Here is a 26,347-nt window from a genome sequence, read left to right on the forward strand (position 1 = left end):
AAGAATCATCACGAGCGACGTGAAGTAATCTGAAGCCGAATTACAGTTTGGAATAATAAGATTGCTTCACGTTGTTCGCAATGACGGAACTATTAATCATCCGTTCCCAGTCAATTTCTTAGCCTTTCTTTTTTCTTTATAGTGGTCTTTGGTAGCGATATAGAGTACTTTTTCCACTTCGGCATATACTTTTCCTTCAGCGTCTACTAGACCCACCTTGAGCATATAGTCTTTTTCTTTTTGCTGCTCAATTTCCAACTTAATTTGAGATACAAACTCCTTTGTAATTAAGAATTCCGCAAACAAAGTGGTATTTCCCGGTCTTCTAAAACGTATGGAAGCACTCTTATCCCAGACTACATACTCCTTTCCCAAAATGTTGATCAACTGAACCATGTAAATACCATCCACACAGCTGTACATAGAGCCGCCATAGATCGTGCCTACATAATTTCTTGTCTTGTAATTGAGTGGCAATTTGATCTTAGCATAGTGAAAATCATCGCTCGCTTCAATCATCCGAGCTCCTGTTCTTCTAAACCCAGGAAACAGATTAAACATGAGTTTGAATACCCTTCCTCTTCCAAAAATATCACCCAGCCTGTAAAGTAGTTTTTCCATGTTACGTTATTCGTCCGTTAAAACTAATCATACGAAAGTTAGAAAATATTGGATAAGAACGAATAAAAAAGCCTCTCGGTGGTTAATCCAAGAGGCTATTACGTGTAAAACAAAACTAATTTTTACCAGAACATGGCATAGAGCACTGCAGTGATAATAAAAATGGCAAAGGCTGCAATGTTGAAAGTAGGACTTGTTTTGAAAAGACCTCCACTCAAGTCAATACCCTTTTCGTCGTCAGCTCCTTTGTTTTCCATTTGGCTAATGATAGCAATCACAATCATGGTGCCTATAGCTGTCAATCCCATCTGATTCATGAATGGAATACCTGGAACCATTTTCAATCCAATAGCGATTGGCACAGATAAAATGGCACCCCAAATCGCAGCTTTGTTGGTTGTCTTTTTCCAGAACAAACCTAAAATGAATACAGCGAGAATACCCGGGCTTACAATACCAGTGTACTCTTGAATAAACTGGAAGGCCTGATCTATTCCTCCCAATAGTGGCGCCATGATACAAGCCACTACCAATGCAGCGCCAGCAGTCCATCTACCTGTAGAAACCAATTGCTTCTCAGAGGCATTTTTGTTGATGTATTGCTTATATATATCCATCGTGAAGATGGTAGATGTAGAGTTAAGCATAGACGCCAATGATGATACTACTGCAGCGGTCAAAGCTGCAAAAGCCACACCTTTCAACCCAACAGGCAACAACTGTAACAACCATGGATAGGCCTTATCTGAAGCTCCAGTACCAGGCAAATTCATTTGTCCAGCTTCTCCTAAACGAGCCATGATTTCAGGGTCGTTGACCATGACATATGCCGCAATACCTGGGATCACTACTATAAAAGGAATGATCAATTTCAACCCCGCCGCTAGTGCAATCCCTTTTTGAGATTCTTCCAACGACTTAGCTGCCAATGTTCTCTGGATAATGTACTGATTGAATCCCCAGTAGTAGATATTGGCTACCCACATACCTCCTACCAAAACCCAGATGCCTGGTAAATTTTTGAATTCGGGATTGGACTCGTCCAAAATCATGTGGAAACTATCAGGAGCTGCTGCCAATAAGTGATTGAATCCAGCCATGACGCCTTGACCATCTGAAACTACATCCAGCGCCAAATAGGTAGTAACCAAACCACCAAGTACCAAGAAAACTACTTGAATAACGTCAGTCCAGGCAACAGCTGAAAGGCCACCATACAATGAATAGGCGGCTGCAAAAAGCCCTAGTCCAATGACCCCGTACATCATTGGGATACCCATGATGGTTTCGAGAGCTAATGAACCTAAATAGAGTACGGAACTCAAGTTGACGAAAACATAAAGCGCAATCCAGAAGACCGCCAGAATAGTTTTTAGATTGGTGCTAAATCTTTTTTCAACAAATTCAGGAATGGTGTAAAGTCCCTTTTCTATGAAAATGGGTAAGAAATATTTACCTACAATGATCAAAGTAATAGCTGCCATCCATTCGTATGAGGCGATGGCCAATCCAAGCGCAAAACCTGAACCTGACATACCAATGAATTGCTCAGCGGAAATATTCGCGGCTATCAAGGAGGCGCCAATCGCCCACCATGGGAGGGATTTTCCCGCCAAAAAGTAATCTTCAGCATTCTTTTCGTGCCCTTTTTTATCTCGCGACACGAATAAGCCTACACCCAGAATAACCGCACAATAGGCAGCAAAAATGATAAAATCTAAGGTCGAAAAATTCATATTTTTAATTTAGTGGTATGTTTTTGATGCCAAAACTCATTGACACCTTTTCGTTTGGTTTTAGTATTATTAATCCTTCTCCAGTATTGAAAGCATTAGGAAGGCAAGTGACAGGTTCTATGGCAATAGATTTTCGCGTTGGCGGAGTGTAAATTTGAAGATATTTGTATTTCTGGCTCTCATTTTCTTGCCAAATTTCTAGTGCCAAATCCTGTGCTTCATCTCTTAATTGAAGTGAAAATCTTTCTCCTCCTTTAACTTCAAAACAGTCATCAAGGCTTTCTGATCCAATAGCTCGAGATTGCTCAAAGCCATGAGTCCCATTCAGTTGATTTCCAAAGTTCGATGACAATCTATTTGCTTTCCCCATTTTCATTTGAACATGATCCAAATGATCAAATCGAAAATAAGGATGCCAACCATCACCCATTGGGATTGAAGTGTTAGACGTGTTTTCTATTTCAGTTTTAATGGAAACTTCTTCCGTTCCAAATTGGTACGTCAACTTTAAAGCATAAACAAATGGGTAACCTTGATCCGTTCCATTGTATTCATGTCCCAATATCAAAATGGCCTCATTTTCAGACTCCTTTTCTTCTAATATTTCGAAGGGTTGATTATGTAATAAAGCGTGTAAGTTATTGTTTGCACCCACTTCATTGATCGGCAATTGATAGCTTTTACCATTGAAATTATAAACTCCATTTAGAATTCGATTAGGAAATGGGGACAGCTTCGAACCCTTAAAAGCGGTCGAATGATCGTTGACCACCTCTTGCTCCGAGCGATAGCCGTCAATTACTGATTTCAATTGATTTTTTCCATTTTTGACCACCAAATCATTGAGTCCCGCACCAAAATCAGTGAGGACTTCTAAATATTCATCAGTCAACATATTAATCAATCGCACAGTATTAAATTGTCCTAACTTATGTTTTTCAATTTTAAACACAACGCAATATTTGCCAATTCACCCCGGCAATGGGATTAGATATATTTCAAAATGGGGGGAGATTTATTTCAATCGTTCTGGGGGGATGGCTAAAGTGACCAAAATCAAGCTTATTTCAAAATTTGAATAAAAAATTTGAACACAATCCAACCTAAAAAAACTATATCCCCTCTCTTCCCCACGGGATTAATAAGCAATATAATTGATTATTTTATTAAGCGTATAATTTACATTTAATAATTGTGCTCTATTCGAACTCATTTATTTTTGCTTAATGATATCTGTATTCACAAAACACTTCTTTGGATTTAATTCTTTTTACAAAGTCTGAAACAACCACTTGATTCTCCGAAAAAAACGCATTAGCAAAATCATGTCCTCCACCCTTAAATGTAATTAGCTGAACCGTTCCATTTTGTTGAGACAAATGCTGTGCGATCGAATATGAACCAAAAAGCATCATCCACCCTGAAGCATTCGGCCTACAATAATGATGTGCAGCTGTAGCATATGGAACCAATTCATCCTTGTCGCCATGAAACATCATTGTAGGTAAATGATTTTCTCTAGTGATTGCGTTGAGATCTAACACTGCACCAGCTCCAGCAATTATCCCTGTATACCGAAAGTTAGAATCAAGTGAGGTTTCAAAAAGATCCATTTCTTTTCTATTCCAATAGGCGGCATGAAGTACAGTCTCCGCTCCTGCACTACTCCCAGCCAAATAAATATTTGTTTTATCAATCTGGTATGGGTTTTTACCTTGTATCAGATAAGCCGTTGCTTCCCATAATTGGTTAGCAGCAATCTGAATTGCTCGAATTTTTTCAGCTGTTATCCCATCGCAACTAAAGCTCTTATCCTTCATAAACAATGTATAGCTTATCGAAGCACATGCTATGCCTTGACTAACTAAATGATTAGCTAAGGCATGACCAGAAGAACGATCGCCAGTTGCAAAACCTCCTCCATGAACAAAAATCACAAGTGGCAAGTTTTCCTTCGGTTTATCTGGTAAAAAAAGATCCAAGTCTAAACTAATTGTATCTTTCTCAAAATAGGTGAGCGTCTGAAAAGACTGTCCAATTAAATCAGAAAACAACAACAACAAAACACTTGTAAATAATAATCGCATCTCGGCTTTTTTTAATAAAAAGTAAACTTACTAAAAGTAAATACTCTTCCAACTCTGATCCAAAGTACCAACCCATTACAGAAGCACTTTATACATCGATCAAGATTTGGTTCCGCACCAAGTCCTCATAATTGTCTCGCTTGCGAACCAGGTGAGCTTGACCATCCACTACAAATACCTCTACCGGTCTGAATCTTGAGTTATAATTAGACGCCATGCTGTAACCATAGGCTCCAGCGCTTTTAAGCACGATCAAATCACCCTCTTTGGTTTCGGGTAGCATGCGATCTACCGCAAAATTGTCTATCTCACAGATGTTGCCAACTACTGTGTATTTTTCCTTCGCTCCGTTAGGGTTGGATGCGTTCACAATTTCATGATAGGCACCATACATCATCGGACGAATGAGCTGATTAAATCCACTATCTACACCAACGAACTCGCTACCACCGTTGCGCTTGCGGACAACACAAGTCGTAATCAACGAACCGGCATTACCAACCAAAAACCTGCCCGGCTCAAACCACAGCTGCAATCGTCGACCGTACTTCTCGCAGAAAGCAGTAAACTCTACATCCAATTGTTTGCCTAGTTCCACTACATCGATCACTTCATTGCCATCTCCCACATCTACCTTGATACCTCCACCGAAATCAATGAAATCCAATTTTTCAAACTGCATGGCAATATCAAAAACCGCTTTCGCTCCATTGATGAAAATCTCTGGACTCATGATCACTGAACTGGAATGAATGTGTATGCCATCGATGTGCATATCATATTTGGACTCCAGTGCTTTCACTGTTTCAATTTGATCTAGAGAAATGCCAAACTTGGATTGCTTGTGCCACCAGTCTACTTTGTCGGTATTGGACTGTGCGGCAATTTGTGGATTGAGCCTGATACATAATGGGACTGCACCTCCGTACTTTTTCCCAAACTTTTCCAAATTGGATAAGTTCTCGATATTAATCTTCACACCCAGCTCAACAGCCTCTTCTATTTCCGAAAAGTCAACGCAATTGGGTGTAAATACGATATCGCTGGGCTGATAGCCTACGGTCAAGCCCATCTGGATTTCCGACAGGGAAACCGTATCTAGACCTGTGCCTTGTTTCAATAGATACTTCATCACACTCATGTTGGTCAATGCCTTACATGCGTACTTCACCTTTAGGTCTACACTATTAAACCCTTGACGAAAGCGATCTAAGTGTTCTTTGATTACTTCGGCATCATAGACATACAATGGCGTTCCGAATTTCTCAGCCAATTCCTTTACGGTAGTATCTTGAATCTTATAGACGTTGTTTTCTAATTTCATAGCAGTCTTGGATTGGTCATTTGACCATGTTTAAAACTTTATTTTCATTGGATCGCATCCATTGCGTACGACGCATGAGATCCAGTACTCTTTCGAATTGTGTCTGATTCGGTACATGGATCAGCTCGTTGCGCATATGCCAGCTCAACATGCCGTGGCTCCCCCATTGCATGTACACGGGAAGCGCTTGCCACTCCTTTGTAGTCATTTTTCTTTGTTGATTATAAGCTTTTAAAAATGCACGAAGTAAGTCAGGCTGTAATTCATTATTGACAAAACAAAAACCATTAATCGTCATACCTACATCAAACATCAGCTGATCACTACAGGCTTCTTCGAAGTCTATAATAGCCACCAATTCCTCCCCATCATATATGGTATTGTTAGGAAAGATATCACCATGTACTATCCCTTTGGGCAATGACGTATCCAGCTTTGCAGTCAAATAATTGGTTTGCTCTTCGAAATATTCAAACACCTCAGGCATAGGATTTTTGCTGTTGTCAAATTCAGAAACCAACTGATGACAATTATCGATATGGACAGCATTCTTCTTTTCTAATCCTTCCGCCAAGGAGACTTGACTCAACTTACCCACTTCAGCACCAATTTGGAAAGCAGTTTTCTCAGTTAACTCCGGCTCCGTTCCATCTTTGAACTCGTAGAGCATCACATAGCCTTCATCTGACTCCTGGACATACCTTCCTTCTACATCTACCAGTGGAAAAGCCGTCTTGATTTCTGCTTTTTTCAGTGCATCCATCAGTCGAACTTCGTACTTCAACAGATGCAATGGTTGTTGCTTGCAGATTCGATAAAGGACAGGGCCTTGTTCCGTGATTACTTTTAAATTTTCATTAGCGTAGCCTTGGGTTAGGGATTCTACACCTATCACCTTTTCCAAGTTATATTTTGATATGATTTTTTCGTCTATCATTCTTTAAAAATGCTTTCAAATCCCTAGCCTCTTGTTTGATGGCATGAAGTTAAGCCTGTCATTTCTCCCTTTGGTCGAAATGACAATCAAATGTGCTTAAATTATATACATTACCTATCCAGACCCACAGGGATCAAAGTAAACCCATAACTGTATATTTTGGCTGGGATGGTATATTCATCATGCACCCGTCTACCCCAGCTGGTGTCTCCTCCTACGCCCATTTGTAGGTGGTCGATATTCCATGTCACTAAAGGTTTATTCTTGATATCTATGGTATGTCTATTGGGACTTGGTCTTGGCGTATGGTCTATGTCCACCAGTTCCAGATTCATCGCACGCACATTCAACAAGGAATCACCAACCACTTTCAATCCCAATCCATCTGCATTGGTCAGGCTTGCCCAGCGGACGGAGGACTTGTTACCGAACTCCTGTGGACGAACATAAGGATGATATTGCTCCCAAACAGAACCACTATACTGATCCACTTTGGCTCCAGTGTTTTTATCCCAATAGGTTTCATGCGGCCCTTTTCCAAACCAGGTCATCTGATCAAACTCCGGCTGCAATACCATAGCCATGCCAAATCTTGGTAAATCTGGTAAATCTCCCACTGGCACAAACTGATTCTTGACATGTACACTACCATCTGCACGTATGGTATAAACCGTGAGATACTTTGAATCATTGGCATCTGGGATAACGAACTCAGCTTGTATCACAACTTCATACGGTTCTGACATCACCACTTCCAATTTTTGATTTTTCTGATTCTTACCTGCAAAGTGCCAAATACCATTCCTTGCCGGCATACCATTGCCCAAATCATTGTCTACTGGGGCTCTCCAAAAGTCTGGAGTCAACCCTGAAATAAGCATCTCCTTATCATCCATCTTCCAACTCTCCATTTGTCCTGTAGTTTTTGAAAAAGTGATTTCAAAGTTTGAATTCCCTACCACCAAGTTCGATTCATTATCGACTAGTTCCAGGGACTTCAAACTAGACAATGTAGTATCCACGACTGGGCTAATAGCTGGAATAACAAACTGATCCCAAGCTACTTCGTGGCCCGCTGGTACGAGTACAGTAGCTTCCTTTGTTTTAGCCGAAATGGTCAGTAGTAGCTCCTTTTTAGCATTCTGTAATTTGAGATTTGAGATTTGAAACTCTTGGGATTCATGCGGAGACACATCCAACACCGGTAAATCTCCTTTGGCTATCAGGCCATCTTCATCTTTGAGCTCCCAGCTGAATTCGAACTGATCCAAATTGGTAAAATCATATTTATTCTGAACCTCATACTTTCCTTTCACCAAATCAACAGCTTTGATTTCAATGTACTGATAGACCTTTTTGACTTCCCAAATGTGAGGATTGATGGTTCGATCGGCTTGTACTAATCCATTAATACAGAAATTGGAGTCACTTTTTACTGGTGCGTGTGGGTAGTCTCCCCCGTAGGCGAAATACTCCTCGCCATCTTCGGATTGTTCTAACAAACCCTGATCTACCCAGTCCCAAATGAAGCCACCTTGCAATTCCTTGTGCTTTTCAATCGCATCCCAATAGTCTTGCAGGTTTCCTACGCTATTGCCCATCGCATGGGCATATTCGCAGAGAATTAGCGGTTTATCAGTGTGCTTTTCCGCGTATTCCACGATGCGTTCAATCGAATGATACATGGGTGCTTGAATATCTGAGTAATTGGTATTTTGAGCCATTTCGTACTGGACTGGTCGACTTTTGTCCTGTGCTTTGAGCCAATCGTAAGTCGCTTGGAAATTGACTCCAAACCCTGCTTCATTACCCAATGACCAGGTCACTATACTCGTGAAATTTTTGTCTCGTTCATACATAAGTTGTACACGATCGAGGTGTGCTTTTTCCCAAGAAGGTTGATTGGCTAAAGTCACTTTTGGGTTGTGGATTTCCATGCCATGTGACTCGATATTGGCTTCGTCCACTACATACAATCCAAATTCATCGCACAGCTCATACCAACGTGTGGCATTAGGGTAATGGCTGGCTCGTACCGCATTGATGTTGAACTGCTTCATGAGCTGAATGTCCTTGATCATGGATACTTCGTCCACCACATGGCCTGTCACAGGATCATGCTCGTGTCGATTTACTCCTTTGATCATTACTGTTTGTCCATTGATCTTGAAATTGCCGTCTTTGATTTCGGCGGTTCTAAAGCCAACTTTCTGGCTATAAGCCTCGACGGTTTTACCTAAGCTATCTTTTAGGTCTAATGTAAGTGTATATAGGTTTGGAGTTTCTGCTGTCCACTTTTTTGGATTTGAAATTTTTGATTTGAGATTTGAGATTTGTGTATTGTGACTTGGGATTTGAGATTTGAGATTTGAGATTTCTTTTTCTCCATCCATTAATCGCACCTCTAGCGACCCAGAACCTCCGACTACACTCGCTTCGATTTCCAATATTCCATTTTCATAATTCTCATCAAGTCCAGCTAGTATGGTATGATCGATTAGATGGAATTTGGGCTGAGCATAGACGAATACTGAACGATCGATTCCACTCAAACGCCACATGTCTTGGTCTTCCAAATAGCTCCCATCGCTCCAGCGATAGACTTCGATAGCAACTAGATTTTTACCTGATTTCAAAAATGAGGTAATGTCAAATTCCGCCGGAAGTTTAGAGCCTTGGCTATAGCCCACTTTTTCACCATTAACCCAGAGATAGAAGGCAGAGCGTACCGCTCCAAACTGGATTATCACATCTTTACCATTCCACGAAAGTGGCAGGTCGAAGGTCTTTCTATAAGAACCCACCGGATTATAATCATTAGGGATGTAGGGTGGATTGGGTGAAAATGGATAATCAACGTCCAGGTAATGAGGCACGCCATACCCCAGACGCTCCCAATTACCCGGCACGTCGATCGAATTCCATTTACTATCACTAAAACTCAACTCGTAAAAATTTTTTGGTCGGTCAGCAGGCTTTCTCACCCAGTTGAATTTCCATTTACCATCTAGTGATAAATACCGCTCCGAAGCTGACTTGTCACTTGTCATCGCTAACTCCAGCGACTCGTAGGGAAAATAATCTGACCTGGCTGGCAGCTTGTTGATCTCTGTGACCGATTCATCTTCCCAATCATGATGCTCATTTGGCGCAGTACAACCCAGGGCCAATACACAGATCAACCATCCTATTTTTTTCATTCCTTTCTTCATTTTGATTATTCTCTGATCAACATCAATAAGTGAGCGGCAGACCAACTAAAATGTTTGGCATTTAGACCTTCTCCTGTGATTGGATGATAATTTTCTCTGATCGGACCATCTGCCATCAAGCCTTGAGCATTGTTAAATAATTTCATTTTTAGCTCATCAGCTTCTTCCTGATAACCGTATTTTTCTAACCCTCGAATGGCGAAATACACCTGATCCAACCAAACCGGGCCACGCCAATAACCATTTTTGGGATTGAATTTAGGGTGTGAAGCATCGAGTGTGGGTAGCGGTACTTTGGTATTGAATTTAGCTGCGTCCATGATGCGCTTTAGGACAGCCCCAGCCTGTTCTTCTGAAGCTAATCCCGCCCACAGCGGAATCCACCCTTCGGGGCCGAATACCTCTATAACCTTACCATCGAGCATAACATCGAAGAAAAAGCCAGTCTCTGCGTCAAAGTATTTTTCTTTGATTTGATTGGCCAATTCCTTTGCCTCCTGTTCATATCTTTCGGAATCGCCTGATTGACCCAACACCTGAGCCAACTCTGCTAGATATAGTTTCTCTGCATACAAGTAGGCGTTGAGATCAACGGACTCCTGATCTAATGAATACCCACCTCCTTCATTGGTGAGCATGGTGGCTTCGTCGAAGCGTACGGCATTGTCCATCCCACTCTCCCAAGCAGCGGCTACCCGTGTACCATCTGTTGAACCGTACTCACACAAACCATTCTGGTCGTGATCACGGAAATCATACCACCACTGATGATATTTTTTGAGTTTAGGATAGAGCTCCTGAATAAATACCGTATCTCCCGTAGCTTCAAAAACTTTGGCAATCGCCCAGCCAGACAGTGGCGGTTTGGTATCGCGCCAGTTGTGCTTTTCGATCAGCGTATCCCTAAAAATACAGTCAGCAATCATGCCATCAAGATCCTGATAATCATACATGGTTAGGATTTGATCCTTGGCCAATTGTGGTACTATATCCGCCAATCCTACGGAGTGTTTCCAAGAATCCCAAGCCCAAAAACCATGAAATCCACGATAAGCATAGGATGGAAACAATCCATCGTGTTTGAGTTCGCCAGCTGCACTTCGCCAATTATTGATAAGGGTATTAAGAGACTTGACTGCAACTGTTTGATATACAGAGTCAATCGTCGCACCATCCATTTTAGTGAGTGTTTTGCCCAAATATTCATTCCATCTTTTTTGATTATTGGCTAAAGCCCATGTTGGGTTTACTAAGGCTTTGTCGACTGTCAATTGATCTTTTGTTCTTTCCTCCTCTGTGAAATAAGCGGACTGAACGTAATTAATCTTGACAGGAAAGCTTGGGTTCAAGTCAAATTGTTGTTCTTGACCCATGAATGAATTGGAAACAATTGAACCACTAGCCAGCTGATCAAATGTGAGCACCACCTTGGTTTTGCTGCTGTCGGACTGTAGAAGCAGTTGACTATCCTCCACACTGAATTTCCAATCTGGAAGCCAAGTGGAAGTTTTCAAGCTCGTCACCACTTTCGGCTGTTTGCCATTGCTTTCGATTTGAAACTGCACCAAAGTGGACCTATTGGATATGAAAATTAGTTTTTGTGTGATAGTAATTCCGTCAAGGAGATAGGTTTGAATTAATCGTCCAGGAAAATACTGACTATTGACCATTTTCGCTGATGCCCAATCTAGCGCCCGATCCCCAAGGGAAAGCTGAAGGGTAACCAACTGTTTAGATGCCCACAAGCCATTCTCATCTGTCATTAGAAATGGTCCAGCAAATCCACCAGATGGTTTTCCACTTAAAGAATAACTATGCCAAGCACCCAAATCTGAAAAGCTATAGACTGATCGATCTTTTGGGTTGGCTGGGATACCGGATAAATCAAGGGTGTTTGGATATTCGGATTGTAGGTTTATTTCACTTGGTTCAGTTTGGCCGTCGCAACCCACCAAATACCACCCGATACATAATATCCAAAACTTACTCATAACCATTGCTGTCTTCTTCATTCGTTTCACTCAATTTACTTATCCCTTCTTAATTTTTCCTGTTTGGTAGTACACTGCTCTTGTGTAATTAAAGGTTATCACTTGATTGGCATTCCTCCCTGTCTTAATTTCTTGTTTGCCATCTGGCCAAATGACCATAATTGAATCCGCTTTATTCGCCATTCCCAAACCAAAACTCAAAAGATAATCAACCGAAGATTGGTAGCCTCTAGTGGGGTACTGCTCTTGCAGTTGGAAACCATCATTGGTAATGACTTTCACCTTTGCACCTATCCCGAAAGGATTACCTACAGGCCCGTTTAATCTCACCTGCAAATACTGATACCCCGGAACCGAGGCCGAATTATTTCTCAAAATCATCGCTTCCATATCTATATTGTTTAGTACTAAATCCAAATCCCCATCTAAATCCAAATCTGCAAATGCAGCCCCATTGGAAAAAGTTGGAGGTAAATATTCCATATTTGAACTGTCTTTAAATTGTAAATTGCCTTGATTCAAATACATTTTATTTTTTACCAATCGCTGAGGCGTATTGGCGATCAATTCATTCATCAGCTCTTTGTAATCTTCTCCGTTAGTATGAGCTACTTCTACTCGTTTCTTTTTATAAATCCTGTAGTCATTATTTCTGAAGTCACGTTTCAGCCCATTGGTAACAAATACATCTTTCAATCCATCGCCATCCAAGTCCACAATGAGTGGAGCCCAACTCCAATCGGTAGAAGACAGCCCAGATAATTGAGCGATTTCACTGAAAAAAGGTTGATTGTTTTGAATACCTCTATTGAGTTGAAATGAATTGTACATGTATTGATAATGGAAACCATTATCCACTGCAAAATTGAATTTAGCTGGATCCATACCACTCATGCTGGTCTTGATTGCATAGTTGTCCTGGGCGGACATATCCAACACCAAAATATCTTGTAGACCGTCATTATTGATATCGGCCATATCTGTACCCATCGAGAAGTTGGAAGTACGGGCAGTAACTTTCTTTGAGACTTCTTCAAAACCTTGATGTTCACCATTTTTATCACCCTTATTTAGATACAGATAATCATGCTCCATATAGTCATTGCCCACATAGACATCTGGCCAGCCGTCATTGTTCAAATCCCCGATAGACACTCCCAATCCATATCCAAACTGATTGGAAATAATGCCTGCAGCATGAGTGACATTTTGATACTTTCCATTCACATTTTCAAACAATTGATCACCGGCAAATTCATTGGGGATCCGTCTGGCCAACTCAAGATTGGTGAGTTTGGACTTATCTATGTTGTGATTTAGTAAATACATATCCAAGTCGCCATCCAAGTCGTAATCGAAGAAAGATGCTTGCGTACTATACCCAGAATGGTTCAAGCCGTAATAGGCGGCTTGTTCAGAAAAAGTTTGATCTCCGTTATTGATAAAAAGAAGATTGGCTCTTTTTTCAGCACCAAATCGTCCGGATTTGCAAACGTAGATATCCAATAAACCATCCGCATTGACGTCGGCCATGCATGTACCTGTAGTCCAGCCTTTGGTACCCGCTACGCCAGCACTAGTGGTGATATCTTCGAATCGTAGATCACCTTTGTTCAGATATAGTTTATTATCAAATATGTTGGACGTAAAATATATATCTGGTAGCCCATCATTATTAATATCCCCTATAGATACACCACCACCATTATAAAAATACTCGTACACATGACTATTCATGTCGGCTCCTTCTGGAATTCGGTTTACGAAATCTATACCTGTCGCTTCTACAGATAACTTCGTGAGCAAGGAAGTAGCAGGCTGTTCTTTAGAGCAAGACAAAAGCACTAACCCAATCAAAACGATATATATGCTGTATCGCTTTACCATTGGATCAATTGGAGGAAGTCTTGGTTTTTACCAACAATCATAGCCTCGGAGCTGCCTACTTGTAAAGTTTTTATGACTTTGGTATCTCCTTTTATGAATAGTCCGCTTTCGCTAAATGGTGCCGTTCTAAAATCACCTTTGCCATTTCCCAATAGCAACAAGCCATAGCCTGCATCATTTCTGGGAGTTTCTACCTCAGACTGATATAGATTTCCTGCCAAGACGATGTCCAAATTCCCATCTTCGTTAAAATCTCGGATTACAAAATCATTGACTGAAGAGAACTGTGATTCAATAGGCAAAGCCGAAATGGCAAACTGACCGTTTCCTAAGTTTTCAATATAGGAACTGGTAAAATTGGTTGCAGCATAGTGAGTAGAACCTTGCAATGATTCTATTCCATATACCTCATCTATAGTTGCTGATCCAAAATCGTGGTAAGTAGGAAATTTCTTCTTGATAAAAGGCATTTGATTAGACGAACACTGCCTTCCACGAAGCGGGAATTCTTCCCCATTATTGTAATAACCCAAAACGATATCGAGGTTCCCGCTTTCGTCGAAGTCCTTTGTATAAACACTAAATGGTGCCTCTTTTGATGCTTTATATTTGTAGTTGAGACCGAGGTTGCCAGCTACGAAGTCCAAGTCGCCATCCTGATCAAAATCTCCCTGTTCGACTGAAAACCACCAGCCCATTTGATCCTGAATTCCTGAATTTTCAAATTCTTTCCATTTTCCGTTTGAACCAGTAAAAAATCTGGGTGCCATCCATTCGCCCACAAGTATAAAGTCCGATTTACCATCCTGGTTGAAATCTGTCCAAATGGCATCGGTCACCATACCGATGTCCATCAACTGTGGACAGGCACTTGCCGTAACATCAGTGAATTTTCCGTTGTCATTGCGCAACAAAATACTCTTAGTGGGTAAAGGATATTTTCCTGGTACTAGTCGACCACCTACAAATAAATCCATATCACCATCTTGGTCAAAATCGTGCGGTTTTACCTTGCTTCCAGAAATGAAATTTTTCGGAAGGTCAATAGATTCAGAAAAATTACCCATTCCATCATTGAGATAAAGACGGTCTTGTAAGAGCGGTGAATTTATTTCAAATTCACTACCTCCACTCACCACGTACAAATCGAAATCTTCATCGCCATCCGCATCAAAAAATGCAGCATCTAAGTCCTCATAATCCTTTTCTGCAGTCCACAATTTCGATGCTTGTTTTTCAAAAGTCGCATCAGCTTGCTGGACATACATGGCACCAGCCAAACCTTTGGCTCCCCCTACATAAAAATCATCCCTACCATCACCATTAATGTCTCCAATGGCCAGTGCAGGCCCAAACTGGCTCATACGATGGGGTAAAAGGCTTTCATTCTCGAAATCATCGAATGGGTTTTCAATATGCTCATGTGCGATTCCGGATTGGATCGTGAAATCTTTGAATGCCAGTGACGAAGCATTGAGAGACTTACGATTGGCTAGTGAAACAAAATTTTTGTTTTGAGCTTCTGAATAATTGATGATTATGGTTTGATTAGCCTTTGCATTTTTCAGTTGGTTTGTTTTTCCATCCGGCCATATGACCCTAATTTGATCTGCGAATTCAGCTGAATCTAAGCCAAAAAACAACTCTTGAGCAACAGATGATTGATAGCCTCTCGTCATGTATTGCTCCTGAAATTGCAATTGTCCGTTTGCTTGCACCTCTATTTTTGCTCCTATTCCTATTGGGTTTTTATTGCTCCCTTCCAATTTGATTTTCAAGAAATTTCTAGACTCAGGTATTGATTGATTTTCATAAATCTGTGATGGTTCATCTACATTATTGATCACCAAATCCAAATCACCATCATTGTCCAAATCAGCATAAGCTGCTCCGGTAGAAAAGGAAGCCTTGTTCAGCCCCCATTCATTCGTTTTATTTTCGAATTGATGATTTTGAGAATTACGGAATGCATAATTGGGAATATGAACCGAAGGAATTCTTTTGACCACCTCAGTCATAAAGGCTACGGTATCTGTGGCTTTATTATCTTCAAATTCTTTGAGAGCAGATTTATACCATATTTTAAAATCATTGTTTGAGTTATCTGCTTTGTAGCCATTGCTTATAAACAGGTCTTTGTAGCCATCTAAATCAAAATCAGCAAACAGTGCTGCCCAACTCCAACCCGTATTGGCTATTTGTGCCAGCTGCCCAATTTCACTAAAGTGGCCATTTCCAGTATTGACCTGAAGCGTATTATACATATACTGATGATGCATACCGTTATTCACCAGTCGATAGAACTGTTCTGGGTTCATCCCACTCATGCTGGTTTTAATACTATAATTATCTTCTGGAGACATTTCCGCAGTCACCAGATCCAAATAGCCATCATTGTTGAAATCAGCCATATCATTGCCCATTGAGAAATTGGAGATTTGACTGGTTTTTTCCTGAATTACATCTTTGAAAGTGCCGTTCTGTTGGTTGTAGTATAGATAATCTGGTTCGGAGTAATCATTGGTAACAAACAGATCAGGCCAACCGTCAGCATTGAGGTCACCTACCGCTACACCTAATCCGAATGAAAGAGGATTGCCTAAAATCCCAGATTTTTGACTAATGTCCACATATTTTCCATTTTGGTTTTCGAAAAGCTGATCACCACCAAATTCATCAACTTTTTCTCTTATATCTGAGAAATCATGAACTGTTGTTTTTTCTATTGGGTGATTAAGTAGGTAGGCATCCAAATCTCCATCTAAATCGAAATCCAGAAAGGCCATTTGAGTGGAATAACTTACTGAATTGAGGCCATAAGCTGCAGCTTGTTCTGAAAAGGTTCCGTCCTGTTGATTGACGAATAATTGATTGGCTCTTTTTTCTTCTGAAAGTCGACCTGATTTGCACACATAGATATCAAGCCAGCCATCCGAATTGATATCAATCATAGTCACTCCTGTACTCCAGGATTTTGCGTGAGTGATCCCAGCTTTCTCTGTGATGTCTTTGAACTTAAGACCACCTTTATTTAGATATAACCTGTTCGGTAATACATTGGCAGTAAAGAATAGATCGGGTAGGTCATCATTGTTTATATCACCAATGGCGACACCACCACCATTGTAATAATAGTCATACACCATATTGTTCATCATATGGTCTGACGGCAGTTGATTGATAAAATCAATGCCAGATTCTTGGGTTGTTATTTCTCGAAAGAGCGTTGCATTAGTTTCTTTGTTTTGACATTGGCTAAAGCCAAAAAGCAGCAGGAATAAACTAAAGGACTTAGCCAAATACATGAATTGCTGATATGGGGTATCTATCATATTCATAGTTTATGAGGTTTAAAAGTGTCTGTCTCAAAACTTGGTCATTTTGAGAAATTGAAGTTTTGAGACAGACCTAAATATTTAATCAATTAATGGATTACTCATCTTTTCACTCGCAGGCACTGGCAAATAGCTGTCACTGGATACATTGAAGTTGTCGACTCCATCTTTTCCACTATTGCCAATTGCATCTTGAAGCACATTATTGCCCCATCGTCTGAGGTCGTAGAATCTACTGCCTTCTAGTGCAAACTCAACTGCTCGCTCGTGCATGATGGCCTCTCTAACCTGTGCTTGAGTGGTGGCAGTAGTATTTGGCATTAAAGCCCGTGTTCTTACCTGATTGATCAGAGGAATAGCGGCTGCAGTGCTACCTGATTCGTTCAAAGCTTCAGCTCTCATCAGCAATACATCCGCATATCTTAGTAATGGAGTATTGATATCAGAAGCTTCGAATCTTGGCGCATCCCAAGGAGCCACATCCCTGAATAAGAATTTTTTCCATCCAAGTTTGGTTGCACCTGCACCAAATACTTCCGCATAGGTATATCCATAAATATCTACATCTGGGTCATCAAAAAAGATAGAGCCGTACAATCTGGCATCGTACTTTCCTGCATCTGTTGAAGTTCTGCCTTCTGCTTGCATCTCATCAAGTAGTGCCTGCGTAGGCAACATTGCTTCCCAACCGCCCATTTCAGCTGCGGCCACATTGTAGATACCTGCGTACTCTACAGAGCTACCTCCTACTTCATTGCTAGTAAAAGCTAGCTCGAACAAGGTCTCATTATTCAATTCATTAGATCCATCGAATAACGAAGCGTAATCAGCTTCCAAATTATATTCATTCAGGTTGATCACTTGCAGTAATGTAGCAGCCGCCTCTTCATATTTATGCTGCTCCAGCTGTGCTTTACCCAAGAATCCAAGAGCTGCACCCTGTGTAGCTCTGCCTTTGTTGTTGTCATTGTAGCTGACAGGCAGCCCATCTGCAGCATCACTAAAATCCGCTTCAATTGCAGCCCAGGCTTCATCTCTTGAAGAAAGCCCTTTGAACAGCTCTTCACCCGATTGTGCTAGAAAATCGAATACTACAATCTCTTCCCAGTTCATCAATAATCTCATGTGAAACAAGCCACGTAAAAATTTAGCTTCTGCAAGAAGCTCTGTTCTTCTGGCAGCCTGCACTTGGTCATCTGTCATGAGTGGTACGTTATGAATCACCTGATTCGCTGTGGAAATAGCAATATACTGCTGTCCCCAGTAGCTGGCCATTCTTCCATTATCGTCTGTCACTCTGTAAGAAGAAAATGCTTCCTGATCTGGGTAATTGGCAACCACATCGGCACCAGCCTGACAAAAATCAGATCTGAAGTTGTCTATCACATACACCACTTCGGTGTGGCTCCAATAGCCAGCATTCAATTGCGTGTATGCCGCAGTCAATGCATCTGTTGCATTGGTTTCATTTTCCCAAAAGGTCTCAGAACTGGTCTGATCCAATGGTACTTTTTCAAGGTCAGATTCATCACACCCGAAAGCCAAAAATGCCATCGATGCCAACAGTAACCTGTACCAGTTTTTATTATACAATTTCATATTTGTTTCGTTTAGAAGTTTACTTGAAGTCCTACCAACATCGTTTTGATATTCGGATAAGTAGCGAAGTCTGTCCCTATATTAAGCGCAGCATTGGCATTGCTCGAATCCTCATAATTAGAATAAGAAGTAGAAATTTCAGGATCAATCCCTGAATAGTTAGTGAAGGTGAACAAGTTCTGCCCACTCACATATACTCTCACTTTGGATACGCCAATTTTATCTGTCAATAAACTTGGAATCGTGTATCCCAATTGGATATTTCTCACTCTTACGTAATTGCCACTTTCGATAAATCGAGTTGAGTTTCTACTGGCATTCTGGTTTGGATCTCCATAAACAGCACGTGGGATATCGGTATTTGTGTTGCTAGGAGTCCAAGCATTCACTCCTGTGGACAAGTGGTTTCTATAGTTATCGAATCCTTCATAATTCTGTCTAACTGCGTTGTACAATTTATGACCACTTGCTCCGTAAAGAGAAACTGTGAAGTCCAAGCCTTTGTAATCTGCAGTAAAATTCAACCCAAAGTTGAATTTTGGCATACCAGAACCTGCATATACCAAATCTTCATTATTGAGTACTCCGTCGCCATTCACATCAGTGAATCTCATGTCGCCAGGTGCTGCATCAGGCTGCACTACTACTGAGTTTCCATCTGCATCTGTGCCTGTGTGTGCATCTACTTCTGTCTGATCCTGGAAAATTCCATCTGCCTGATACACGAAGAACGCACCGATCGGATACCCTAGCTTACTGACGTTTGCTGACGTTCCATCCAACGTAGTCGGACCACCGAAATACTCATCTCCTTCACTCACCACCTTGGTGATCTCATTGGTATTATGCGAAATATTTCCACTTATAGAATACTGAAAATCACCAGTGTTCTTTCTGTAAGTCAATTCGAGTTCTATTCCTTTGTTGACTGCATCGCCCGCATTCACGAACGGATCCCAGAAACCCGAAGAAGCTGGTAATACCTGAGGAATAATCATATCCTCCGTGTTTCTTTTATAGTAATTGAATTCACCGACCAAACGATCAGCAAACAATCCGAAATTCACGCCTACATTTATTGTAGTAGCCGCTTCCCACTGTAGTGTAGGATTTGGGAAGGCACGGAATGTGCGACCGAATCCTTGGGTTTCACTTACTCCAAATGGGTATCGGTAAGGTCCTGAAGTGAAGACTGCAAAATCGTACGCACCCAAGGCTGCTTCGCTACCCAATTTACCCCAACTGGCTTTTAGCTTTAAAAAACTGATGGCCTCAACATTGAAAAATGATTCATTAGATATTTTCCAACCCATAGCTGCAGATGGAAATGTTCCGTATCGATTATTGGCTCCAAATCTTGAAGATCCATCTCGACGTACTGAAGCTTGAACAAAATACCTGTCCATAAACGAATAATTCAATCTTCCATATTGAGACATTCTAGTTACTTCGTATCCCGAACCTGAAGCATTGAATATTCCACCTGCTCCAGCATCGAAAGTATTGAAATCTTCTTCATTGAAACCGATGGGTTCTTCCGTGCCATCATCCAAAATCCGTTTGCCCTCAACTGAAGTTGACATCCAATCCTCTTCTATATCCTGTCGAGAGGCACCGACCATTACACCAATGGTATGATCTCCAAATGACTTGTCATAATTCAAGAATCCTTCAATATTCCGATTCAACTCATGGTTTGTACTTTCTTCTAAATAATGAAATCTTGTTTGTCTCTTATTTGCGACTTGATGTGGTCTAAATCTGGTGTAGTTATCAGTGTCTCTATTGTCTATACCGATTCTACCTGTAGCTTTCAAACCATCGATGATATCCACTGTTGCACTGAAGTTAGTAACCAGGTTTTTGATTCTTCTAGTTGCGTCCTTGTAGGCGTTTTCACCAATCGGGTTTTCATGATCTGGTTGATCCCCATAGTCATCATCCGAGATATATCCATAACCATACTCCTTTGAAGAATCTAACACTGGAACGATTGGCATAATCTCATAACCATTATTGATATTTCCTGTAAAGAAATCATCGTCCATTTGACTATAGAATATATTGGCGTCAAGTGAAAGTCTACCAATGGTAGTTCCAAGCTTCGTTCTTACTTGCTTCTTGTCTCGCTGTTCGTCTAGCAGAATACCTTCTCTTTTGTTGTAACTACCAGAAAGCATGTATTTGGTCTTTTCGCTACCCCCTTTTACTGTAATGTTGTAGTTGCTGAACGCTGCATCACTAAACATTTCATCCATCCAGTTGGTATTGGCTGCCCAATTCTGATTTATGAAATCAGGTTCTGTTCTGCCTCCATTTGATGCTACTGCCTGAACAATCTGCGTATATTCTGATGCGTTAGCAAAATCTAGGGTGTTCTGAATTTTGTCCACTCCGAAATACGAGCTAAACTCCAATTGTGGTTCTCCAGACTCACCAGACTTGGTTGTAATAATGATCACACCATTGGCCGCTAATGAACCATAGATAGAAGCGGCAGCTGCATCTTTCAATACTTCCACACTCTCAATATCATCTGGGTTGATCGCATTGATGTCCCCCTGAAGTCCGTCCACAATCACCAGAGGATTGGTACCATTCACTGAACGGAGTCCACGAATGGTAATTCGAGTATTGGCCGTAGGACCTCCACTTCCTTTGATTATATTGACTCCAGCCATTTGTCCTTGCAACGCGTCAACTGGAGAGTTTGAACTAAACTTACGAATTTCGTCACCTTTCACTGAAGAAATAGCTCCAGTCAAATCACTCTTCTTCTGTGTACCATAACCAACAACTACGACCTCTCCTAGCTGCTGTACATCTTCAACCAAAGAGATGTCAATGGTGCTTCTTGATCCCACAGGTATTTCCTGAGTTTCAAATCCAATAGAACTAAAAACCAAGGTCGCCCCAGATTCTACTTCTATACTATAAGCACCATCCAGATCTGTGATGGTTCCTTCGGTAGTCCCTTTGACTACCACATTCACTCCCGGCAATCCCTGTCCATCCGAAGAGGAAGTGATTGTTCCAGACACACTACTTGACTGTGCAAGTGTGCTGAAGCTCAAAAAGCTTAGGCCCAAAAGGAGCATCAGTAGCTTTTGATTCTTTTGTAAACAATTCATCATACTTTATCAATTATGTTTTTAAATGGGTCCGTGAAAATGAAACTTGATGTCTCCATTTTCTTAACTAACATGAATCAAAAGTATGATTTATAAACGTCCATTTTACATTTATTACCCCTACACACCCCCTACATATCTTAGAATAAACCCCTACATGAGCTCATTGAGACTAATAAAATATGCGTTTGGGTTAATATCGTATCAGATGAGGTGAACTGCCTTTTCAGAGAAGTTGACTGATTTATGAAAGAGATACATGCTCTCCGTACTTCGAAAAAGTTCTAACGGTAGTTTCTCAAAGACTAAATGTATAGGTCTAAATATTCTGAAGGAACTCAGAGAAGTTGACGGAACTGTCAATGCCCATTTTCTTACGCAACCTGGATCGGCCAACTTCTACCGATTTTAGAGATACGTTATTGAGTGCGGCAATTTCTTTGTTGGAAAGGTTCAACCTGATTTGTGATGACAGTTTTTTATCATGATCGGTCAAATCAGGAAATTTCTCTGAAAGTTTGAATAAAAAATCCTGATGCACCAACTCTGTATGACTATAGAATTCTTCCAGGTCATGATTAATCTCTAATCGCTGTTTGAATGACTTGATAGCTGACTCCACATGTAACTTATCAAAATCTGTTTTCTCAATGTTTGTCAACTGCTCAATGAATTCACTAAACAACTCATTTTTTTGAGCGATATGCATTCCAAACGTAGTGAGTTCTTTGTTTTTAAATTCCAACTCATTCTTGAGTCTTTCCTGACTTAGTTTACTTTTTTCCAGTTCTGCATCTGTCAATGCTTGCTTAGTTTCTAGAATCAATTTATTCTTTCTGTAAGAACTACGTAATCGACCACCCAATAGTAACCCAATCAAAAGCACACCGGCCAATCCACCGATTAGCATATTTCGTCGCATATTGGAAAGTTGCTTCTCTTGTTCCAGCAATTGAATCTCTGCCTCTTTTCTTTCTAATTCATAATCCACTCTTAGCTCCATCAATGCATAACTTTTTTCTTCCGAAAGAATATTTTCTCTCAAGTTGTTGAACTGACGCATGGCGTCCAGTGATTTTTTGAAATCTTGTTTTGCCGCATACAAGATTGATTTGGCCTGAAGGTTTTCCATCAACAGCACAGGCTTATCTGCCAATTGATTTTGGTCTATAATGGTTTTTGCGCTATCGAGTAGGATTTCAGCTTGCCTATAATTTTTCAAATCCAAATAGGCATTACCCATCCTATTGAGACTTTCTGAAAACAAGTCCATATCATCAATCTGCTCATTGAGATTCAAGGATCTTTGCAAATAATCTATAGCCTTTTGGTTGCTGCCTAGTTTTTGATAGCAGCTGCCCATGTTGCTCAATACAACGCTTACTCTATGATTGTTTTTTGAAGATTCTTCAATTTCCAAAGCTCTTTCTAAATAAGACAAGGCAGTTTGGTAATTCTCCTTTTGCATGTAGACCAAGCCGAGGCCATTGAGCGCATTTCCAATGCGACTGAAGTCTTCTATTTCCTCATATAGTTTCAAAGATTCTTTGTGATACTGGAGGGACATGTCTGAGTTTTCCATGTCATAATACAACCAACCAATTGTTCGAAGAATAAATGCTAAAGCAGGTTTATCATCAGATTGTTGTCTTAAGTCAAGGCACTTTAAACCAAAGTCTAAAGCTTTTGCGTAGTCATCTTTATAGAGGTATCCTTGGCAAAGGTTAAGATAGACTTGGCTCAATTGCTCTGTGTCTGCTTGTTCTTGAGCTATTTTCAGTGCCTCATTTGCATACGCCAAGGTTTGATTTGGGTCTTTGCCCCAATACAATTCGGCCAAATAATTTAAGGCTTTCAACTTGATATTCGGATCGGAAGCTGAATCAACCACATGTCTGGTACTGTCTATTTCGCTGTAACCAAAGCTCGTGTCAATGAAATAGAGGGCAAACAGACAAAACAAAAACCAAGATTTTCTCATATCGATAAAAGCTGCAAACAAAGCTGTACATTAATCAGATGTAATACAAAATTTTACCTCAGGCTAAGCCAAGACTTCTCAATTCGGACTAAACAAGTAAATATTGTATCAGTTTTATATCGAACAGAATAACTAGTCCTTCCCTTTCGCTGATTTGAATGACTCTACTATAACAGCTACTGAAATGAGTGCCCCACCTATCCAAACATTGCCCTGAGGCATCTCATCCAAAAACAGAAAACCAAGTCCAATGCCAATCAAAGGAGTGAGTGTACTTAAAATACTAATGACGGTGATTGAGAAATTTTTGAATGACATTACGAATAAAGTATGACCTATTGCTGTCGTAAGCAATCCTAGCGTTAGTAATTTCCACCAATTAAGAACAATTAAATCAAGTTGCCTATTGATATCACCTAAAAAGAAAACTGGGCTGAGCAATACTGAAAGGCCCACTACCTGCATAAACATCAATGTGATGCCTGAGTGGTTTTGCACATGCAGTTTCAACAAGATATTTCTCAAAGAATAAGTGATGGCTGAAAATATGCCAATCACTACTCCAAGCGTGACATCATTGGTTAAATCAAAATCTGGCACCAAGAAAAACACACCAAAAAATGCCACGAAAGAAAGTACAATATCAATTAATTTTGGTTTCGCCTTCAATATAATTGGCTCCAAAATGGCAGTAAAAACCGGATAGGTAAAGAGTGATAGCATGCCAATAGCCACGCTAGAATAATACAATGAGTAGAAATAACTCACCCAATGCATCCCAAAAAGTAGGGTACTGAAAACAATAATAGTTAATGCTTTCCCTTCCTTTACCCAGAGTGGTAATTTCATGAATTTGAGTACCAACCCAAGCGCAACAGCGGCTATCACACATCTTAACCAAATGGCCAATTCAGGTGGGACGTTCATAGCTCTGGCAAGTACTCCAGAAGTACTCATCACTACAATGGCTGCAACTAACTGGGGGAAATGACTTTTAGATGGATTCACTCTATCAATAATTATTTCAAAAAGTGAACATAATCAAGCATTCTCTAATTTCAGGAATCTTATCGGATATTTAAAGAATAGAATTTTCAGTCATTAAGCTAATGATCAAAAGGCGAAATGCTTTATTCTAGTTTAAAACACACTTTCTCCAAGGCTGGCTCAGCTCTCTCTTCGCCCAAATCATACGCTGTACGAAGTGACTCACATGCCTCATCATCCTTTTTGGCTTTCATGTAGGCAAGTCCTAAATTATAATATACCACGCCATCACCTTGCTCTGACCTGAGATATCTTTGATAGTAAGTCACAGCCTGAGGGTAGTTATTCAATTCTTGATACGAATTGCCAATTAGAACAAAATTCCGAACCAACGTGTTGTCTGTATATACTGAATTTTCGAAATCTCTGATGGCATCCTTATGTCTGTCAAGTTTGGCTTTGACCATTCCACGATTCATTAGATCATTGGCATTGTCACCTTTGATCATCAAAGCAGAATCATAATCCAATAATGCCTCCTCGTATTTACCTTTTTGATATTTTTCGAAAGCGCGTCTAGAATAGGCCATCGCAAAATCACCTACTCCATAAAGTATCTGATTGATTTCATCTTTTTCTTCGTCATCTACCAAAAAGCTCAAGTTGTAAAGCGCCAAACGATGATATTGATCTATCTCCAATGCACTTCTAAAGTCCTTTTTCGCTCCTTCTGTATCTTCTTTACTCAGTTTAAAAAGTCCTCTTTGCACATAATAATTCGGCTCGTGATTATTCAATTCAATGGCCTTGTCAAAATCCAGTCTTGTTGGGGTATTAAAGCCCATTTGCTCATAAGTCAGTGCCCGAGCCAAATAGACATCAGCTTTCATGTCTTCGAGTGTAGCAATACCTGAAAATATCATTTCACCTTTTTCGTCATAAGAGGCTCCTTTAAAAACAATGGCCTTCGTCTCAAAGGTTTCTACATTGTTGATCAAAAAAGTAAAGTCCTGAGCCGCTTGTTTGTAATTTTTCTGTTTGTGGTAAATCAGCGCTCGTTTAAACATCGCCGTATAATTCTGTGGATCTATGCGAAGTGCAGCTTCAAAATCAGTCAATGCGCCAATATTGTTGTCAGCCAGTTCTTTGGCCTGACCACGGGCAAAGAAATATTCAGTAGAACCTCCAAATAACCTGATCGCGCTATCGTAGTACAATACAGCTAACGGAAACTGTCCTCTACTACCCGCTCTATTTCCTCTTTGATAATAATCCTCTGCTACTCTTTTTCTTTCTGCCGGGCTGGCATTCAGGTCTGCTCTTTGAGCATACCCTTCAGTAGCGAAAGCAACAATAAACATCCATAGCCATAGGTGTGTTTTTTGCAATCTCATCGTAATAGTGTCAATCTTTCAAATTTGCTTCAATATTAGTTTGAAGATCAATTTTGAAAAATCTCTTCAAACTACAAAATGAACTAAAAAAGTAACCTTGCTCATTCCCTTGGTTAATTTACAAA

The 26,347-nt window shown here is 40.4% G+C and carries 15 protein-coding genes; all 15 read right to left on the minus strand.

What is annotated here, in order from left to right; genetic code table 11:
* Nucleotides 1-96: 96 nt before the first annotated feature.
* Nucleotides 97-621, minus strand: coding sequence for a DUF4442 domain-containing protein (locus ABJH98_RS01560; RefSeq protein ID WP_348305852.1), 525 nt, complete (start codon nt 619-621; stop codon nt 97-99).
* A gap of 122 nt (nt 622-743) precedes the next feature.
* The gene (locus tag ABJH98_RS01565) at nt 744-2,357 is read right to left on the minus strand and encodes a sodium/sugar symporter (RefSeq protein ID WP_348305853.1); all 1,614 of its coding nucleotides are present in this window, start codon (nt 2,355-2,357) and stop codon (nt 744-746) included.
* Between the two features lie 4 nt (nt 2,358-2,361).
* The gene (locus ABJH98_RS01570) at nt 2,362-3,309 is read right to left on the minus strand and encodes a hypothetical protein (protein WP_348305854.1); all 948 of its coding nucleotides are present in this window, start codon (nt 3,307-3,309) and stop codon (nt 2,362-2,364) included.
* A gap of 271 nt (nt 3,310-3,580) precedes the next feature.
* A complete protein-coding gene (locus ABJH98_RS01575; RefSeq protein ID WP_348305855.1) occupies nt 3,581-4,444 on the minus strand; it encodes an alpha/beta hydrolase in 864 nt (287 codons plus the stop codon).
* 88 nt (nt 4,445-4,532) lie between these two features.
* Nucleotides 4,533-5,768: a diaminopimelate decarboxylase gene (gene lysA, locus ABJH98_RS01580; RefSeq protein WP_348305856.1), complete on the minus strand. Its 1,236-nt coding sequence runs from the start codon at nt 5,766-5,768 to the stop codon at nt 4,533-4,535.
* Nucleotides 5,769-5,784: 16 nt separating this feature from the next.
* Nucleotides 5,785-6,705 carry a homoserine kinase gene (locus ABJH98_RS01585; protein WP_348305857.1) on the minus strand — a complete coding sequence of 307 codons (921 nt, stop codon included), beginning with the start codon at nt 6,703-6,705 and terminating at the stop codon, nt 5,785-5,787.
* A gap of 110 nt (nt 6,706-6,815) precedes the next feature.
* Nucleotides 6,816-9,905 (minus strand): glycoside hydrolase family 2 TIM barrel-domain containing protein, encoded by a 3,090-nt coding sequence (locus ABJH98_RS01590; protein ID WP_348305858.1) that lies wholly within the window; start codon nt 9,903-9,905, stop codon nt 6,816-6,818.
* Between the two features lie 17 nt (nt 9,906-9,922).
* Nucleotides 9,923-11,929 (minus strand): trehalase family glycosidase, encoded by a 2,007-nt coding sequence (locus ABJH98_RS01595; RefSeq protein WP_348305859.1) that lies wholly within the window; start codon nt 11,927-11,929, stop codon nt 9,923-9,925.
* An 18-nt stretch (nt 11,930-11,947) separates the two neighbouring features.
* Entirely contained in the window at nt 11,948-13,795 is a 1,848-nt protein-coding gene (locus tag ABJH98_RS01600) for a CRTAC1 family protein (RefSeq protein ID WP_348305860.1), read from the minus strand.
* The gene (locus tag ABJH98_RS01605; RefSeq protein WP_348305861.1) at nt 13,789-17,133 is read right to left on the minus strand and encodes a VCBS repeat-containing protein; all 3,345 of its coding nucleotides are present in this window, start codon (nt 17,131-17,133) and stop codon (nt 13,789-13,791) included. Before ABJH98_RS01605 ends, ABJH98_RS01600 begins: the two co-directional genes overlap by 7 nt.
* 78 nt (nt 17,134-17,211) lie before the next feature.
* Entirely contained in the window at nt 17,212-18,729 is a 1,518-nt protein-coding gene (locus ABJH98_RS01610; protein ID WP_348305862.1) for a RagB/SusD family nutrient uptake outer membrane protein, read from the minus strand.
* Nucleotides 18,730-18,740: 11 nt separating this feature from the next.
* Nucleotides 18,741-21,863, minus strand: coding sequence for a TonB-dependent receptor (locus tag ABJH98_RS01615; protein ID WP_348305863.1), 3,123 nt, complete (start codon nt 21,861-21,863; stop codon nt 18,741-18,743).
* 316 nt (nt 21,864-22,179) lie between these two features.
* Nucleotides 22,180-23,841 carry a tetratricopeptide repeat protein gene (locus ABJH98_RS01620; RefSeq protein WP_348305864.1) on the minus strand — a complete coding sequence of 554 codons (1,662 nt, stop codon included), beginning with the start codon at nt 23,839-23,841 and terminating at the stop codon, nt 22,180-22,182.
* Nucleotides 23,842-23,973: 132 nt separating this feature from the next.
* Nucleotides 23,974-24,849, minus strand: coding sequence for a DMT family transporter (locus tag ABJH98_RS01625; RefSeq protein WP_348305865.1), 876 nt, complete (start codon nt 24,847-24,849; stop codon nt 23,974-23,976).
* A 122-nt stretch (nt 24,850-24,971) separates the two neighbouring features.
* Nucleotides 24,972-26,222: a tetratricopeptide repeat protein gene (locus ABJH98_RS01630; RefSeq protein ID WP_348305866.1), complete on the minus strand. Its 1,251-nt coding sequence runs from the start codon at nt 26,220-26,222 to the stop codon at nt 24,972-24,974.
* Nucleotides 26,223-26,347 lie beyond the last annotated feature (125 nt).

The sequence above is a fragment of the Reichenbachiella sp. genome (assembly GCF_039969095.1).
Classification (GTDB): domain Bacteria; phylum Bacteroidota; class Bacteroidia; order Cytophagales; family Cyclobacteriaceae; genus Reichenbachiella.